The organism is Xanthobacter sp. DMC12 (genome assembly GCF_056314105.1).
In genome coordinates this window covers 207,217-222,794 of sequence record NZ_JBQUYZ010000001.1, presented here as the reverse complement: position 1 = coordinate 222,794, position 15,578 = coordinate 207,217, and the positions used below count along the sequence as shown (strand labels likewise).

The following is a 15,578-nucleotide window of genomic DNA, read 5'->3' as shown; positions in this document are numbered from 1 at the left end:
TCAGCTCCCGGTGGCCGGCGCCGCGGTGCGGGTGCGCACGTTCACGCGGCTGCCCTCGCGCAGGGAGAGCTGGCCGTCCGTCACCACCGTCTCTCCGCCGTCCAGCCCCTTCGCGATGACGGTGCGCCCGTCCACCGTGCGGGCGACGGTCACGGGCCGCACATGGGCGATGCCGTCGTCCACGATGAAGACGAACGGGCCGTCCTGCCCGTTCTGCACCGCCTCGCTCGGCACCGCGACCACATTGTCCTCGATGCGCAGCGTCACCGTCACGGCGCCGAGGGCGCCCGGCCAGAGCTTCTCGTCGGCGTTGGGGAAGATGGCGCGGGCGGTGAGGGTGCCCGTCTGCGGCTCGATGGTGTTGTCGATCACCGCCACCGTGCCGCCGGAGATGGTTTCGCCCGTACCCTGGATCGCGAAGGAGACCTTGGCGTCCTTCGCCGTCCGGAGCCCGGCGATGTAGCGCTCCGGTAGGCCGAAGGCGACATAGATGGGGGCAAGCTGGCGCACGGTGGCGAGGGTGTCGTCCACCCGGATCACGGTGCCGGGACGCACCGCGGAAACGCCGATGCGGCCGGTGGCGGGGGAACGGATCTCGTAATAGCCCCGCTGCACCTTGAGCGCCGTCAGGTTCGCCTCGTCCTGCGCGACGGTCGCCTTCTGCACGTCGGCGGTAGTGCGGGCATCGTCGACCTGCACCTGCGAGACGGCATTGCGAGTGGCAAGGCCGGCGTAGCGCTCCACGTCGCGCAGGTTCTTTTCCAGTTGCACCTTGTCCCGGTTCAGCGTCGCCTCGGCCTGGAGAATCTGCGCGTCGATCACCCGCGGGTCGAGCTGGTAGAGGAGATCGCCCTCCTTCACGGTGGCGCCGTCGGCGAAGCCCACCTTCTCCACGGCGGCGGCGACGCGGGAGCGCACCGGCACCGTGACCATGGATTCCACCGTGCCCAGCGCCTCGACCCGGACCGGAAGGGAGGTGCGCTCGGCCTTGCCGGCAAGCACCGCGATGACGCGCGGCGGCGCCGCTGCCTTCTGCCCGCTGGCGGCGAGCCACGGCTTCTTGTCCCACATCCACGCCCCGCCGCCGAGGAGGGCCAGAAACAGGACTGCGAGGACAATCTTGCGGCCGGCCGATCCGCCGCTCTTCGCGCTACCCGGTGCATTCTCGGCTGGCATGAACGTCCTCGAGACTCCCACGGCGACCAAAACGTTTCGCGCCGCAATGCAACAACAATTGAGCGCGCTGGTCCAATTAAGCTTTTGTCACGCCATTCCGCTATGGAAGCCATGCCAATGACGCATTCGTGAATGGCCAAGGCCGCGCTTGACTGCCGCGCCAACTTGACCTTTGGTCAGGACTTGCGAACGAGTCCGGCCAGATGCTCAAGCGCCCGGTCGATGGTCGTGTCATGCTTGGCGAAGCAGAAGCGCACCACACTCTTCACCGCATCTTGCGCATAGAAGGCCGACACTGGGATGGCCGCCACCTTCCGCGTCTTCACGAGATCGAGGCAGAAGGCCTCGTCGTCGAAGGCGTTCGCGTGGGCGGCGAGGTCGATGGAGAGGAAATAGGTGCCGCGCGAGGGCAGCACCTCGAAGCCCAGCCCCTTCAGCCCCGCCGCAAGGCGGTCGCGGGAGCGCTGGAGGCCGGCGCGCATGGTGGTGAAATAATCGTCCGGCTTGCCGAGTCCGTAGGCCACCGCCGCCTGCAGGTTCGGCGGCGTCGTGAAGGTGAGGAACTGGTGCGCCTTGGACAGCACCTTCATCAAATGCGGCGCGGCGAAGACGAGGCCTACCTTCCAGCCGGTCATGCCGAAGATCTTTCCGGCGGAAGAGATCTTCACCGTGCGCTCGCGCATCCCCGGCAGTGCCATGAGCGGCTCGAACGTGAGCCCGTCGAACACCACGTGCTCCCACACCTCGTCGCACACCGCATAGGCGTTGAAGCGCACGCAATAGTCGGCAAGGAGCTGCATCTGCGCGCGGTCGTAGACGACGCCGGTGGGGTTCTGCGGATTGTTGAAGAGCACGAGCTTGGTGCGCTCGGAGAACACCTGGTCGAGCTTTTCCGCCGTCATGGCCCAGGAGGGCGGCTCCAGCCGAACGAGGCGGGCGATGCCCCCTGCCCTCTGCACCAGCGGCAAATAGGCGTCGTAGAGCGGCTGGAACAGCACCACCTCGTCGCCCGGCTCGATCAGCGAGAACAGGGCACCGGCCAGCGCCTCGGTGGCACCGGAGGTCACCATGATCTCGGCGTCGGGATCGAGCTCCAGCCCCTGCCAATGGCGATAATGCGCGGCCGCCGCATGGCGCAGCTCGGGAAGGCCCATCATGGGCGGATACTGGTTCCAGCCGTCCACCACGGCCCGCGCCGCCGCCTCGCGCACATCCAGCGGACCCGGATCGTCCGGGAAGCCCTGGCCGAGGTTCACCGCCTCATGGGTGCGGGCGAGCGCCGACATCACCTCGAAGATGGTGGTGGGCAGCCCGGCATAGATCGGATTGAGCGGGCGCGGCGTAAAATGCGGATCGGACATGGGAAATTCGCGATGGAAAGGGGCGACAAGAGGTCGGGCCCGCGCCCTTTAGACCCTTCAGGCCCCTTCGGAAAGCCCGGTCGACACCGCCGCATCCCCCGGCATCAGCGGCTTGAGCGCCGCCAACAGCGCCTCCGGCGTCACTTGCCCCATAGGCATCAGCACTTTGGCGGCCTCGGTGCGGCGGCCGGGGCGCATCACCAGCACCACCGTCTCGGCCCCGCCGCAGGCCGGGTCCCCGCACGAGATCTCGGAGACGGAGACGGTCGCCGCCTCCTCCAGCGACAGGGTGGTGCGCACCAGATCGGCGAGGGCACGCGAGGCGTCGAGGCCGGCTCCCGCCTCGCCGCGGCGGCGCATGAACAGTCGCATCCAGTGAATCTCCTCATACCGACGACGCCAACCCAGGCTGGTTTGCCCAGGCCCTGTTTGGCCTGCGCTCGCGGCATGAACATGACGGCGGCGCCCCCGCCTATTCGTCGTCGTCATCCTGCTCGGGCGGAAAGCCGAGCAGGCGGCGGGCGCGGGCGATGGAGCGCTTGAGGCGGCCGGCCTGAAGCCGCAGCACCACATAGCTCACCCGCCCGTCCGTCACGGCGCGCACCTCGATCACCGCATGGCCATAGGCGATGCGCATGCCGGGCGCCGGCTTGTCGTCGGAGCGGTCGGCGAAGGCGTCGGCGATGGTGAGGCCGAGTTCGGCGTCCGGCACGGCGAGGCCATAGAAGCTGGCGAGATCGCCGAGCCGCACCTCGCCCACGAAGGGGAAGGCGGCGCTGTCGTCGAGGGGCGTCGCCTCCTCCGGCCGGAACATGCGGTCGAGCTGGTGGACCCGCTTGGGCGGCGCGAGGAGGTAACCGTAGTCCCCGGCCTTGAGCGTGCCGGCAGCCTCCGGCGTCAGCGTCTCGTTGGCCCGCACCACCATGACGAGGCGCGCCCACGGGGGCAATTGGGCCTGCCCCACCACCGGCGTGCCTGCCATGACAGGATAGGCCACCAGCTCCATCTCGGTCTGTCCCGGCAGGTCGATCTCGAAGCGCCGCACGCCCGGATCGGGATCGGACAGGGCCACATCCAGCCGCCGCGCCGCATAGCCCATGGTCCATCCGTGCAGGATCAGGGAGACGACGACCACCGCGAAGGCGACGTTGAAATACACCTCGGCCATGGGCAGATGGGCCAGCATGGGAATGGTCGCAAGGAAGATGGAGACCGCGCCGCGCAGGCCGGCCCAGGAGACGAACAGCTTCTCCTTCAGCGAGAAATGGAACGGCGCGAGGCAGGCGAACACCGCCGCCGGCCGGCCGATGAGAATGAGAAACGCCGCCACCCCGAGGGCGGGCAGCGCGTACTGCAGGATCTTCTCGGGCGAGACGAGCATGCCCAGCATCACGAACATCACGATCTGGCAGAGCCATGTGATGGTGTCGAGAAACGAGGTGATGGAGGCGATGGCCCGCACCGGGCGGTTTCCCACCACCAGCCCGGCCAGATAGACGGCGAGGAAGCCCGAGCCGTGCAGCAGCGAGGTGACGGCGAACAGCAGCACCGCCACGCCCACCACCATCACCGGATGCAGACCGCCCGGCAGGTCCACGCGGTTAAGCAGCGCCACCAGCGCATAGCCGCCGGCAAGGCCCAGCACCGCGCCCACCACCATCTCGCGCAGCGCGCCGAACACCACCGCAAGGCCGGGGTCGCCCATGTGGCTGGTGAGCAGTTCCACCAGCAGCACGGTGAGGAAGACTGCGGCGGGATCGTTGGTGGCCGATTCGATCTCGATCACCGAGCCCACCCGCCGGCCGAGATGCAGCCCCTGCGCACGGACGAGGAACAGCACCGCGGCGGCATCGGTGGAGGCGACTATGGCGCCCACCAGCAGCCCCTCCATCCAGCCGAGGCCGAGCAGCGGGGACGCCACCAGCGCAACCAGAGCGGCGGTGAAGGCGACGCCCACCGTCGAAAGGCCCACGGCGGGCAGGATGGCGCCTCGCATGGAGGCGACCCGCATCCTGAGGCCGCCGTCGAACAGGATCACCGCCAGCGCGGCGGAGCCCACCATGTAGGTGGCCCAGTAGTCGTCGAAATGAATGCCGCCCGGCCCCCCCTCACCGGCCGCAACGCCGACGACCAGGAAGACGAGCAGGATGGGCGCACCGAACCGCGCGGCGAGCAGGCTGGAGAGCGTGCCAACCACGACCAGAGCCGCAACCACGAGGAGTACAATGTTGGAGACGACAACCGATCCCATGTGCCCGAAATGCCTCACCCCCTCGAATCCAGAACGGAACAGTAGCGCGACGTTCGTCTAAGGCGTAAGGTTCCTAGTGTCGCGGTGCCGAATTACCAATTCTGTACTACGGACGGACCGATCCGGGGGCGGAAAGGGACGCGAATGACATCGAGCGGCACCCCCAACGCCTATTTGGTCATGGCGATGGTAAGTGAAGAAGGGAAACTTCTCCTTCAGAGCGAAACCGTCTGCTTCGATCGCGATCTCGCCTTCGCCATGGCGGACGATGACGGTGACCATTGTACCTGGGTCGGCGTCTATGCGCTCGATGCTGACGGGCGGAGCATCCAGAACGGCGCCCTCTATTCCAACGGCTCCCTCCACGGCTCCGGCACATCCAAGCGCGCCTATCGCGCGGACCGCACCGAAACGGGCATGACCGTCTCCTAGTCTCCCGAAATCATCCGCCGGAGCGATCCGGCGCCAACCGCCCGTTGATGAAGGCCACGGCCTCGAACGGCGATGCGACGCGCACGAGGCGCACCCGCCGGCTGCCGCACAGGTCGCAGCGCAGGGACATCCCCTTGCTTTCGGTGGTTTCGTCGATCCTCTCGCCCTCCTCGCCACGCGGGGAGAGGATGGAACGGCGGTGGCATCGGTCGCAGACGGCGCAGATCATGGGGCACCGGTAGCCGGCGATCGCGGTCACATGATGGCCGCATTTGCGGCCCGCCTCACAGCAGCGCGCGCACTTCAAAGAAAAGCCGCACCTGACGTTCCGCGAAGGCGACATCCTCCGGACGCCCCGCCTCGGCCGCCCCGATCAGAGCCCGGAGGGCACTGTCCAGCTCCGGTCCCTGCTCGCCCTCGGCGAAGCGATGGAGCAGGACGCGACCGCAATCACCCACCGTCGCCAGCCACGAGCCGTCGTGGAGCCAGATGGGGCGGAGGAGTTGGGTTTCCCAGAAGCGTGCCATGGTGGAGGACTAACGAGGCCCGAGCCGGTTTGTTTCCCGGCTCAGACGGCTTCCAGCACGGCCACCGCGAACCAGCCGCGCGCATCCGTCCACAGCGCCGCCTCGCGCCACCCCGCCGCCCGCGCCATGCCCATAAGGCGGGGCGCCGCGTATTTGTAGGAATTCTCTGTGTGGATGGTCTCGCCGGGGGCGAAGGTGAAACGCGCGCCGTCGAGGCGCACCGTCTGCGCCGCACGACTCTCCAGGTGCATCTCGATGCGGCTCTCCACTTCATTGAAGAGCGCCCGGTGATGGAACGCCGCGAGGTCGAAGTCGGCACCCAACTCCCGGTTCATGCGCGTCAGCAGGTTGAGGTTGAAGGCGGCGGTAACGCCCTGTCGGTCGTCGTAGGCGGCTTCGAGCACGGCCCGTTCCTTCGGCAGGTCGAAGCCGAGCACCAGCGCCGCACCTTGTCCCAGTGACTGCCGCGCGTGGGTGAGGAAGGCCCCGGCTTCGCGCGGCGTGAAATTTCCGATGGTCGAGCCCGGGAAAAAGCCGATGCGCCGCCCGCCCTCGCCGAGATGCGGCAGTTCCAGCGGGCGGGTGAAATCGCCCTCGACCGGCGTCATGGCTACGGCCGGATAGTCCCGCGCCAGCGCGGCCACGGCGGCGCGCATGTGCGGCCCGGAGATGTCGATGGGCACGTAAGCCGCAGGATGCTCCAGCGCATCGAGCAGCAGCCGCACCTTCACGCTCGATCCCGAGCCGAACTCCACCAAACTCGCGCCCGGACCTGCGATGGCGGCGATGTCGCCGGCATGAGCCTTGAGCACGCCCAGCTCGGTGCGGGTAGGATAGTATTCGGGCAGGCGGCAGATGAGATCGAACAGGCGCGAGCCTGCCTCGTCATAGAAATACTTGGGCGAAAGCTGCTTGGGGCTGGCGGACAGCCCTTCGATCACGTCAGCGCGGAAGGCGGCGCGCTCGGGCGTCTCGTGGCTCTCAGCGGCGCACAGAAGGGTCGAAGCGCGCATCAGGCATCCTCGGCAAGGCGCAGGCCGGCGAAGGCCCAGCGCTGGTGGGGATAGAAGAAATTGCGATAGGTGGCCCGGGCATGGCCCTCGGGCGTGGCGCAGCAGCCGCCGCGCAGCACCATCTGCGACGACATGAACTTGCCGTTGTATTCGCCGAGCGCGCCGGGCGCGGGCCGGTAGCCGGGATAGGCCACGTAGGGGCTCTGGGTCCACTCCCAGACATCGCCGAACATCTGGGCGGGCAGATCGTCGGTGGCGGCCGGAAGCGGGCGCAGCGCGCCGCTGTCGAGGAAAGTGCCGGCGACGGGAAGGCCGCGCGCGGCCACCTCCCACTCCGCTTCCGTGGGCAAGCGCTTGCCGGACCAGCGGGCGAAGGCATCGGCCTCGTAATAGCTGACGTGAACGACCGGGGCCGCCGGATCGAGCGGGCCGAGCCCGTTCAGCGTGAACGACTGCCAGTCGCCCTCGTGACGCTCCCAATAGAGCGGCGCCTCATATTCACCCGCCTTCACCCGTGCCCAGCCGTCCGCCAACCACAGGTCCGGCCGGCGATAGCCGCCGTCGGCGAGGAAGGCGAGCCACTCGCCGTTGGTCACGGCGCGGGTGGCGAGGCGGAACGGACGCAGCAGCACCTCGTGGCGCGGCCCCTCATTGTCGTAGGAGAAGCCCTCCCCGGCATGGCCGATCTCGAAGATGCCGCCGGGATAATCGATGAAGGCCAGCGGCCGCGCCTCCGCCGTCGTCGCGGGGACCGCGAGCCGGTAGGCGGGACGCAGCGGATTGGCGGCGAACAGGTTCAGGATGTCCATCAGGATCAGTTCCTGATGCTGCTGCTCGTGGTTGATGCCGATCTCCACCAGCGGCGCGAGCCGAGCGAAGGCCTCCTCGTCCGCGCCGGCCAGAAGATCGGTCATGCCCTGCGTCACATGCCGGCGATAGTCCGCCACCTCCACCACGGTGGGGCGGGTGATGAGGCCGCGCGCGAAGCGGGCGTGGCGGGGGCCAGCGGCCTCGTAATAGGAATTGAACAGAAAGGCGAAATCCGCGTTGGCGACGTTGTAGCCGGGCAAATGCGGCACCAGCAGAAAGGTCTCGAAGAACCACGAGACATGGGCGAGGTGCCACTTCGTCGGGCTGCAATCCGGCATGGATTGCACCGTCTGGTCTTCGGGATGAAGGCGCTGCGCCAGGTCTTCGGTTTGCGCGCGCACCTTCCGGAAGCGGGCGATGGCGGCGCTGCGGGCGGCTTCACCGCTGGCATCGGAGTAAAGAGGCTGCGTCGCCGCGAGCGGATTCCAGGGCTTGTTCATTCTTCCTCGCTCGACCGGTGCGGCTTGAACCGCCTCCCGGATAAACGCCGCAGACGACATGTGGTTTCTACGGGCGTGTTCGCGTTTCGGACGTCCGACGTTACATGCGGCTGCGCACAATCACGCGAGGCTGCTCAAAGACGAACGTGCGGATCAGAAACCAGCGAGGGCGATCAGGGCATCGATGGAGCGGCGGGACGGGCTTGCCGCGCGGAACAGCGCCAGCGTGCGTACAAGGCCCCGCCCGGCAGTCAGGGGACGGATCTCCACCTCCCCCGCCCGGCGCCAGCGCTCCACCGCCGCCGCCGGCAGAAGCGTGCGCCCGAGCCCGGCCGCGACGCAGCCCATGATGCCATCCAAGGTGCCCAGTTCCAGCAGAGGAAGTTCGCCGAAGGCCTCGGCGAAGCGCGCGCGGTAGCAGCAGCCCGCCCGGAAGACGACGGCCGCCGCCTCCGCCGCCCCGCCGACAGGCAGTACCTCCACCAGCTCTTCCTCGAACAGCGGCACGCTGGCAAAACGCGCCTCCGCCGCCTCCTCGGCCACGAAGGCGAGATCAATGTCACCCCGCCCGAGCGCCGCGACCAGTTCGCCGCTGGTACCAGTGGTGATGGACAGGCGCAGCTCCGGCAGCTTCGCCCGCGCCGCCTTCAGCAGGGGCGGCAGGCGCACAGCGGCGGTGGTCTCCATGGTGCCGAGGCGCAGCGGAGGGAAAGCCTCGGCGGCCGAACGCAGACGCTTCTCGGCCTCTTCCGACAGGCGGACGATCCGCGCGCCATAGTCCAGGGCCAGCACCCCCGCCGCCGTGGGAACCATGCGGCCGTCGATGCGCTCCACCAGCTTCTGGCCGAGCCTCTCCTCCAGCTTCCGCAGCCGGGTGGTGACGTTGGACTGAACGCAGCCGAGCCGCCCGGCGGCACGGGTGACGCTTCCCGTGTCGGCCACGGCTTCCAAGAAGCGGAAATCGCGCAAATCCATCATCAGAAGTGAACGATAATATCAGAATGTTTCAATTTCAATGATCGACGGAAGCGCGATAATGGCGACCACCCTGCGGGAGACCGACGCCATGACCGCCGCCACGCCCGATGCCCCCATTGCCGCCGCCCGCTGGCCGGACCGGCGCATCCTTGATCTGTTCGGCATCGAGCATCCCATCCTGCTCGGCCCCATGGCTGGACCCGGCTCGCCGGAACTCGCCATCGCGGTGGGCTCGGCCGGCGGCCTCGCCTCCCTGCCTTGCGCCATGTACGGGGCGGACGATCTGAAGGCTGCCGTGGCGAAGATCCGCGCCGGCCTCCCGGGCCAACCGCTGAACCTCAACTTCTTCTGCCACACCCCGCCGCAGGACGATCCGGCGCGGGCGCTCCGCTGGCGGGCGCGGCTGGCCGATTATTACGTCGAGGCCGGACTGGACCCGGCCGCCAGCACACCCTCCCCCTCCCGCGCGCCGTTCGACGCCACCTTCTGCGCGGTGGTGGAGGAGGTGCGCCCCGAGGTGGTGAGCTTCCATTTCGGCCTGCCGGCGCCGGACCTCGTGGCCCGGGTGAAGGCCACGGGTGCGAAGATCATCTCCTCCGCCACCACGGTCGCCGAGGCGCGCTGGCTGGAGGACCACGGCTGCGACGCCATCATCGCCATGGGGTTCGAGGCCGGCGGCCATCGCGCCCTCTTCCTCGGCGGCGACTATTCCCAGACGCCCATCGGCTGGCAGGACGTGGCCCGGCAGGTGGGCACCTTCTCCCTGGTGCCGCAGGTGGCGGATGCGGTGAAGGTGCCGGTGATCGCCGCCGGCGGCATCGCCGATGCGCGCGGCATCGTGGCGGCTTTGGCGCTGGGGGCCTCGGCGGTGCAGATCGGCACCGCCTTCCTGTTCTCGCCGGAGGCGAAGGTGCCCGCCGTGCATCGCGCCGCGCTGGAGGCGGCGACCGACGAGAGCACCGCCCTCACCAACATCTTCACCGGCCGCCCGGCGCGCGGCATCATGAACCGCGTCATGCGCGAGATTGGCCCCATCGCGCCGGAGGCCTCGGCCTTCCCGACCTCCGGCGGCGCCCTTGCCCCGCTGCGCGCGAAGGCGGAAGCCAAGGGGCGGGACGACTTCACCAACCTCTGGTGCGGCCAGTCCGCAGCCCTGAGCCCGCGCCTGCCGGCCGCGGACCTCACGCACAAGCTCGCCGCTGAGGCCCTGGCGCGGCTCGCCTAGCCGCCACACGGGGACACCACCTCCCGCACCGCAGCGAAACTGGCCTCCCGTTTGCACCTCCTCCATCAGCGTTCCTGTGCGGATGGTTTGGAGGATGCGATGTCGGACGATGCCCTAAGCCCGGTGATCGTGGCCAAGAAGACGATCGAGGCCGAAAACATGGCCTCCTTCGAGCTGGTCCCCGCCGAGGGCGGCGAACTGCCGCCCTTCACCGCGGGTGCCCATGTGGATGTGAGCATCCCCGGCGGCCTGGTGCGGCAGTATTCGCTCATCAACAGCGAGAGCGAGCGCCATCGCTACGTGATCGGCGTGTGGAAGGACGCCAACAGCCGGGGCGGCTCCAAGGCCCTGTTCCAGCAGGTGAACGAGGGCGACCGCCTCGCCGTGGGCACCCCGCGCAACCGCTTCGCCGTGCCGCGCGACACCAAGCGCGCGCTGCTCTTCGCCCGCGGCATCGGCGCGACGCCCATCCTCTCCATCGCCGATCATCTCAAGGCGAAGAACATCCCGTTCGAGTTCCATTACCTCTTCGCGGGCGGCTCGCCGGGCTCGTTCAAGTCCACCATTGAGGCGTCGGCCTTCGCCGCCAACACCACCTTCTATTTCGAGGCCACCGAGCCGCGCCTCAACGCCGCAAACCTGCTCTCGGACCGGCCCGACGACACGCACCTCTTCCTGTGCGGCGTGGACTGGTGGCTCGATCCCATCATCGCCAGCGCCCAGCAGAAGGGTTTCGGCGTCAACCGCATCCATGTGGAGCGCTTCACCGGCAAGGCGCCGCCCCCGCTGCTGGACAAGGTGTTCGACGTGAAGATCGCGTCCACCGGCAAGGTCATCAAGATCCCCGGCGACCGCTCCGTCTCCACCGCCATGGAGGAAGCCGGCGTTAAGATCCCCACCTCCTGCGAGCAGGGCGCCTGCGGCACCTGCAAGGTGAAGGTGCTCGAGGGCGAGGTGGACCATCGCGACAAGCGCCTGAAGCCCGAGGAGAAGGAACAGGGCTGGTTCCTGGCCTGCGTCTCGCGCGCCAAAGGCGACCTGCTGGTGTTGGATTTGTGACAATTCCACTTCGCGCAAGCTGCCCCGGGGCGAAGGAAGGATGAGACCCATGGTGACCGAGGAAGATGTCTGGCGCACCGCCTTCATCATCGCCGAGCAATACGGGCCGGAGGGCGTCGCCTTCGCCCACCGCATGGCCGAGAGCTTCGAGATCGGCGGCAAGGTGGAGGAGCATCGCACCTGGGTCTCCATCATGACCAAGGTGGAGGAGCTGGTGCAGGACGAGGACGTCCCCTCCCGGGCCAACTGAGGCCGCAGCCCCCTTCGCGCCGGGCCGAGCCGGCGCGAAGCCGCGCCGGTGCTCGGTTTTACCCTGCGCACAATGCCGCTGTGGCCAGCGGCTTGCGCCCCCTTGAAATTGCGGAGCGCCCCGCGTAGGTTCCGCCCTCTCTTCCGGCGCCCCGACGCGCCGGAGCCGTGCAGGTGTAGCTCAGTTGGTTAGAGCGCCGGTCTGTGGAACCGGAGGTCGGTGGTTCGAGCCCACCCACCTGTACCATTGAAGCCTCTTCACAATACGTGACTTGTCGCCGGACGGCCGGGGCGCAGCTGCAAGCTTCTGTCGACACGGGGTAGTGGCTGCCGGTAACAGCCGCAACGGGGATCGTGCGCGCCGCACGCCCCGTTGGCCTCGACGCAGCGAATCCCCTGCCCTCCCTGCTGGGAATCCGGGCGGGACGACCGTGACCCTCTCCGGCGACCGGCGGCGCCATTCCGACAGGCCGCGGCCTCAGCCCAATACCGAGAGCACCACTCCCGCCAACCCGCATGCGGCGAGCGTCGGGAGCATCCCCAGCCTCAGCCGGAACATGGCGAGCATGGCCATCGCGGAGAGCGCGGCCGCCCGCCAGTCGATGGAGGCGAGCACGGGCAGGTCCGGCCCGATGCCGTGCCAGTCCACGCTCACCACCTGCCGGAAGACGACGTGGACGGCGAACCACAAGGCGAGGTTCAGGATCACGCCCACCACCGCCGCCGTGATCGCGGACAGGGCTGCCCCGAGCGCACGGTTGCCGCGCAGGGCCTCCACGTAGGGCGCGCCGAGGAAGATCCAGAAGAAGCACGGCGCGAACGTCACCCAGAGCGTCAGCAGGGCGCCGAGGCACCCCGCCAGCATCGGATTGAGAACGCCGGGCGCACGATAGGCGGCGAGGAAGCCGACGAACTGCAGCACCATGACGAGGGGGCCGGGCGTGGTTTCGGCGAGGCCGAGGCCATCCAGCATCTCGCCGGGCGCGAGCCAGCCGAAGCCGTCCACCGCCGCCTGCGCCACATAGGCGAGCACCGCATAGGCCCCGCCGAAAGTGACGACCGCCATCAGGCTGAAGAAGGAGCCGATCTGCGTCCACACGCTGTCGCTGCCGAAGGTCGCCCACAGCACAACGACCGGGCCGAGCCACAGGGGCAGCCAGACCGCGATGATGCCGGCCGCCCGCCGCAGCGATGGCTCGGCATGGGCCAGCTCTCCCCGCTCGAACATCTGGTCCACGACACCATCGGCGTCGGCCTTGGCGCTCGCGTGGCCCGCGCTCTGGAACAGATCCGGCGCGGCGCGCCTGCCCGCCCATCCGGCGAGGCCGGCGGCGAGGATGATGAGCGGGAACGGGATGTGCAGGACATAGATGGCCAGGAAGGCGAGGCCGGCGATCGCCACCATGTGGCGGTTCTTCAGCGCGCGGCGGCTGATCCGCAGCAGTGCATCCACCACCACCGCCAGCACGGCCGCCTTCACGCCGAGGAAAGCGGCATCGATGAGCGGCACATGGCGGTACAGCGCATAGAGGATGCTGAGCGCCAGCATCACGACGGCGCCGGGCAGCACGAACAGCAGGCCGGCCACCAGCCCGCCCGCGGTGCGGTGCATGAGCCAGCCGATATAGGTGGCGAGCTGCTGCGCCTCGGGGCCGGGCAGGAGCATGCAATAGTTCAGCGCGTGCAGGAACCGCTGCTCGCCGATCCAGCGGCGCTCCTCCACCAGTTCCCGGTGCATGAGCGCGATCTGCCCGGCCGGGCCGCCGAAGCTCAGGCAACCGATCTTGGCCCAAACTTTCACGGCCTCGGGGAACGTCGGGCGCGCGGGTGCTGCGGCCTGGCCGCTCGTTTCCAGGGTGATGGCCATGGCGCGCCCCTCAGCCCTGCTTCTGCTGGCCGGCGGGCCAGTTGTGGGTTTCCTCCACGGCGTCCCGACACCAGCGATAGAAGGCGTCGTAGAGCAGCATGCCGGCGTCGAGCTGCTGCAGGTCGTCCCGATACATGCGGGAGAGGCCGAGGGAGGCCGCGAGGAAGCCTGCCGCCTGGGGGGAGAGGTCGAGGCGTGCCGTGTCGGCGGCGCGGACGATGACCGCGAGGTGGTCGAGGACGGGGGACCGGAGCCCGAACTCCGCAATCATGGTGTCGAAGGTGCAGCCGTCGCCGCGGTGGCTCCAGAACGCGCCGTCGATGTCGAAAGGCGCGGCGCCGAAGGTCGATGCGACGCTTTCCACTTCGGAGGCGCCGACATAGAGGAAGGCCGCGTCGGGATCGATGAAGCGGCGGATGAGCCAGGGGCAGGCGATGCGGTCCACCTTCGGGCGGGCGCGCGTGACCCAAACCGTTCGCCCGGCCGCATCGCGCGGCGGCAGGGCGGCCTCGGAGAAGAGCACTCCGCCGCCGTCCCGCCACGCCGCGAAGCCGCCTTCCAGCGTTTCCGCCGCAACGCCCTGGATCCGCAGCCACGCGGCCACGCCCTGGCTGATCTTGTGGCCCCTCTGGCAGACCACGACGACGGAGCGTCCCGCCAAGGCGGGGCGCCAGTCCGCGACGTTCGCATGGGATCGCCGAAGGGCCGCCGGCAGCATTCGCCGGTCGGCGGCGAAGTCGTCGTCGGTGCGCACGTCGATGATGACGGGCGCGGTCGGCAGGCCGACGAGGCGACCGAGCTGCGCCACGGTTATTTCAGTGTTTGAAGGCACGAGCGTCCATCCCTGGGCAGAGGGGAGAAAGGACGCGATTTCAGGCTGGCGCCTCACGGGGCAATCGCGGGAGCCCCTTGGGGACAGATTAGCCAGACCGCTGATCCACGCGCAACCCCGCAGAACGCTTATGCGCCGTGTCCGTGCCTGTGATGGATGTCCGGGTAGTGCGGGTGCCGGTGCATCATCGGCGCATGCCGGTGCCAATGGCTGTGCGGCTCACCGGACGGCGTGTCCGCATCGTGGGCGTGCTGGTGGTGCGCGTCGTGGCGGTGGCGGTGCTCGTGCTCCAGCGCCTCGTGGGCGTGCTCGTGCTCATGCTGTTCGGAGAGGTGCAGCCAGAGGCCGAGCGCCATCAGGAGGCCCGCGATCACGAGCTGGGGCGTCACCGCCTCGCCGAGCAGCGCAATGGCAAGGACCGCGCCCACGAACGGCGCGAGCGAAAAATAGGCGCCGGTGCGCGCGGCACCCAGGTGGCGCAGCGCGAGCACGAACAGGGCGAGGCTGACGCCATAGCCGAAGAAGCCAACCACCGCGGCCGCCCCTACGATCCCCAACGCGGGAAAGGCGGCTCCGTGGCCGAGGGCGATCACGAGATTGATGGTTCCGGCGATCAGCCCCTTGAGCATGGCGATCTGCACCGGATCGGCGGAGGAGAGCTTCCGGGTGAGGTTGTTGTCGATGCCCCAGCACAGGCACGCGCCCGCGATCAGCGCGGCTCCGAGGTCGAGCGTCGCCCGGCCCTGCCATGACAGCAGCGCGGCGCCGGCGAGGATGGCGAGCGCGCCCAGAAGGAGGCGTCTGTCCACATTCTCACGGAAGGCGATCCAGGCGATGGCCATGGTCGCCACGCCTTCCAGATTGAGCAGTAGGGATGCGCTGGCGGCATCGGTCCGGGCGAGGCCGAACATGAGCAGCAAGGGGCCGAGGATGCCGCCCGCGAGAATCACCAGCGCGAGCCATGGCACGTCGCTCCTTCGCAGCGGCGCTTCCACCGCCGGCAGCCGGAGCGCGGCCCGGGACAGGTGGACAGCGGCGAGGCCCACGCCTGCCCCGAGATAGAGAAGGCCGGCCATCATCCAGGTATCGACGGCGCCGAGAAGCAGCTTGGCGAGCGGCGTGCTCGCGCCGAACAGCAGGGCGGACAGCAGACCGAAGATGATCCCGATGTTCATGGTTATCTCCCCATGGGAGCACGTCTATCCGCTGGCGGTGCGGGGGGTGAAACGGTTGGTGCCGATACTCCCATTATGCGCACAGATAGGTTCTCGGCGGCATGGTCAACGCGAAGGAACGCC

Annotated in this window: 16 protein-coding genes and 1 tRNA gene; 5 read left to right on the top strand and 12 right to left on the bottom strand. The window is 68.8% G+C overall.

Annotation, left to right across the window (positions count from 1 at the left end; translation table 11 throughout):
• The 4 genes from ACT535_RS00905 to ACT535_RS00890 form a co-directional block, all read right to left on the bottom strand.
• Entirely contained in the window at nt 1-1,176 is a 1,176-nt protein-coding gene (locus ACT535_RS00905) for an efflux RND transporter periplasmic adaptor subunit (protein ID WP_168456803.1), read from the bottom strand.
• A 176-nt stretch (nt 1,177-1,352) separates the two neighbouring features.
• Nucleotides 1,353-2,537, bottom strand: a complete 1,185-nt coding sequence (locus ACT535_RS00900; protein WP_168456802.1) for an aminotransferase — start codon at nt 2,535-2,537, stop codon at nt 1,353-1,355.
• A gap of 57 nt (nt 2,538-2,594) precedes the next feature.
• Entirely contained in the window at nt 2,595-2,909 is a 315-nt protein-coding gene (locus ACT535_RS00895) for a hypothetical protein (protein ID WP_168456801.1), read from the bottom strand.
• 100 nt (nt 2,910-3,009) lie between these two features.
• A complete protein-coding gene (locus ACT535_RS00890; protein WP_476363041.1) occupies nt 3,010-4,788 on the bottom strand; it encodes a potassium/proton antiporter in 1,779 nt (592 codons plus the stop codon).
• A gap of 144 nt (nt 4,789-4,932) precedes the next feature.
• Between ACT535_RS00890 and ACT535_RS00885 the strand changes: the two genes are divergently transcribed.
• Entirely contained in the window at nt 4,933-5,220 is a 288-nt protein-coding gene (locus ACT535_RS00885) for a hypothetical protein (RefSeq protein ID WP_168456799.1), read from the top strand.
• 10 nt (nt 5,221-5,230) lie between these two features.
• Here ACT535_RS00885 and ACT535_RS00880 read toward each other — a convergent pair whose 3' ends face one another.
• The 5 genes from ACT535_RS00880 to ACT535_RS00860 all read right to left on the bottom strand — a co-directional run bounded on the left by ACT535_RS00880 (nt 5,231) and on the right by ACT535_RS00860 (nt 9,045).
• Nucleotides 5,231-5,479, bottom strand: a complete 249-nt coding sequence (locus ACT535_RS00880; protein WP_168456798.1) for a hypothetical protein — start codon at nt 5,477-5,479, stop codon at nt 5,231-5,233.
• Nucleotides 5,480-5,504: 25 nt separating this feature from the next.
• Nucleotides 5,505-5,747 (bottom strand): hypothetical protein, encoded by a 243-nt coding sequence (locus ACT535_RS00875; RefSeq protein ID WP_168456797.1) that lies wholly within the window; start codon nt 5,745-5,747, stop codon nt 5,505-5,507.
• A 41-nt stretch (nt 5,748-5,788) separates the two neighbouring features.
• Nucleotides 5,789-6,760 (bottom strand): L-histidine N(alpha)-methyltransferase, encoded by a 972-nt coding sequence (gene egtD / locus ACT535_RS00870; RefSeq protein ID WP_476363040.1) that lies wholly within the window; start codon nt 6,758-6,760, stop codon nt 5,789-5,791.
• Nucleotides 6,760-8,070, bottom strand: coding sequence for an ergothioneine biosynthesis protein EgtB (gene egtB / locus ACT535_RS00865; protein WP_476363039.1), 1,311 nt, complete (start codon nt 8,068-8,070; stop codon nt 6,760-6,762). The genes egtD and egtB overlap by 1 nt, the downstream gene beginning before the upstream one ends.
• Nucleotides 8,071-8,223: 153 nt before the next feature.
• Nucleotides 8,224-9,045 (bottom strand): LysR family transcriptional regulator, encoded by an 822-nt coding sequence (locus ACT535_RS00860; protein ID WP_476363973.1) that lies wholly within the window; start codon nt 9,043-9,045, stop codon nt 8,224-8,226.
• Nucleotides 9,046-9,136: 91 nt separating this feature from the next.
• Here ACT535_RS00860 and ACT535_RS00855 point away from each other — a divergent pair, with 91 nt between their 5' ends.
• The 4 genes from ACT535_RS00855 to ACT535_RS00840 all read left to right on the top strand — a co-directional run bounded on the left by ACT535_RS00855 (nt 9,137) and on the right by ACT535_RS00840 (nt 11,828).
• Nucleotides 9,137-10,273 carry an NAD(P)H-dependent flavin oxidoreductase gene (locus tag ACT535_RS00855; RefSeq protein ID WP_476363972.1) on the top strand — a complete coding sequence of 379 codons (1,137 nt, stop codon included), beginning with the start codon at nt 9,137-9,139 and terminating at the stop codon, nt 10,271-10,273.
• 99 nt (nt 10,274-10,372) lie between these two features.
• Nucleotides 10,373-11,332 (top strand): PDR/VanB family oxidoreductase, encoded by a 960-nt coding sequence (locus tag ACT535_RS00850; protein ID WP_476363038.1) that lies wholly within the window; start codon nt 10,373-10,375, stop codon nt 11,330-11,332.
• A 49-nt stretch (nt 11,333-11,381) separates the two neighbouring features.
• Nucleotides 11,382-11,582 (top strand): hypothetical protein, encoded by a 201-nt coding sequence (locus tag ACT535_RS00845; protein ID WP_168456792.1) that lies wholly within the window; start codon nt 11,382-11,384, stop codon nt 11,580-11,582.
• A 169-nt stretch (nt 11,583-11,751) separates the two neighbouring features.
• Nucleotides 11,752-11,828, top strand: a tRNA-His gene (locus tag ACT535_RS00840).
• A gap of 231 nt (nt 11,829-12,059) precedes the next feature.
• Here ACT535_RS00840 and chrA read toward each other — a convergent pair.
• The 3 genes from chrA to ACT535_RS00825 form a co-directional block, all read right to left on the bottom strand.
• Nucleotides 12,060-13,448: a chromate efflux transporter gene (gene chrA / locus ACT535_RS00835; RefSeq protein WP_476363037.1), complete on the bottom strand. Its 1,389-nt coding sequence runs from the start codon at nt 13,446-13,448 to the stop codon at nt 12,060-12,062.
• 10 nt (nt 13,449-13,458) lie between these two features.
• Nucleotides 13,459-14,280 carry a chromate resistance protein ChrB domain-containing protein gene (locus tag ACT535_RS00830; RefSeq protein ID WP_476363036.1) on the bottom strand — a complete coding sequence of 274 codons (822 nt, stop codon included), beginning with the start codon at nt 14,278-14,280 and terminating at the stop codon, nt 13,459-13,461.
• A gap of 128 nt (nt 14,281-14,408) precedes the next feature.
• The gene (locus ACT535_RS00825) at nt 14,409-15,455 is read right to left on the bottom strand and encodes a DMT family transporter (protein WP_476363035.1); all 1,047 of its coding nucleotides are present in this window, start codon (nt 15,453-15,455) and stop codon (nt 14,409-14,411) included.
• Nucleotides 15,456-15,578: the final 123 nt, after the last annotated feature.

Excerpts from the sequence above, each read along its gene's own strand:
- chrA (WP_476363037.1), bottom strand. The coding sequence starts at position 13,448 with ATGGCCATCACCCTGGAAACGAGCGGCCAGGCCGCAGCACCCGCGCGC.
- egtD (WP_476363040.1), bottom strand. The coding sequence starts at position 6,760 with ATGCGCGCTTCGACCCTTCTGTGCGCCGCTGAGAGCCACGAGACGCCC.
- ACT535_RS00885 (WP_168456799.1), top strand. The coding sequence starts at position 4,933 with ATGACATCGAGCGGCACCCCCAACGCCTATTTGGTCATGGCGATGGTA.
- ACT535_RS00825 (WP_476363035.1), bottom strand. The coding sequence starts at position 15,455 with ATGAACATCGGGATCATCTTCGGTCTGCTGTCCGCCCTGCTGTTCGGC.
- ACT535_RS00875 (WP_168456797.1), bottom strand. The coding sequence starts at position 5,747 with ATGGCACGCTTCTGGGAAACCCAACTCCTCCGCCCCATCTGGCTCCAC.
- egtB (WP_476363039.1), bottom strand. The coding sequence starts at position 8,070 with ATGAACAAGCCCTGGAATCCGCTCGCGGCGACGCAGCCTCTTTACTCC.
- ACT535_RS00850 (WP_476363038.1), top strand. The coding sequence starts at position 10,373 with ATGTCGGACGATGCCCTAAGCCCGGTGATCGTGGCCAAGAAGACGATC.
- ACT535_RS00895 (WP_168456801.1), bottom strand. The coding sequence starts at position 2,909 with ATGCGACTGTTCATGCGCCGCCGCGGCGAGGCGGGAGCCGGCCTCGAC.
- ACT535_RS00845 (WP_168456792.1), top strand. The coding sequence starts at position 11,382 with ATGGTGACCGAGGAAGATGTCTGGCGCACCGCCTTCATCATCGCCGAG.
- ACT535_RS00900 (WP_168456802.1), bottom strand. The coding sequence starts at position 2,537 with ATGTCCGATCCGCATTTTACGCCGCGCCCGCTCAATCCGATCTATGCC.
- ACT535_RS00890 (WP_476363041.1), bottom strand. The coding sequence starts at position 4,788 with ATGGGATCGGTTGTCGTCTCCAACATTGTACTCCTCGTGGTTGCGGCT.
- ACT535_RS00860 (WP_476363973.1), bottom strand. The coding sequence starts at position 9,045 with ATGGATTTGCGCGATTTCCGCTTCTTGGAAGCCGTGGCCGACACGGGA.
- ACT535_RS00905 (WP_168456803.1), bottom strand. The coding sequence starts at position 1,176 with ATGCCAGCCGAGAATGCACCGGGTAGCGCGAAGAGCGGCGGATCGGCC.
- ACT535_RS00855 (WP_476363972.1), top strand. The coding sequence starts at position 9,137 with ATGACCGCCGCCACGCCCGATGCCCCCATTGCCGCCGCCCGCTGGCCG.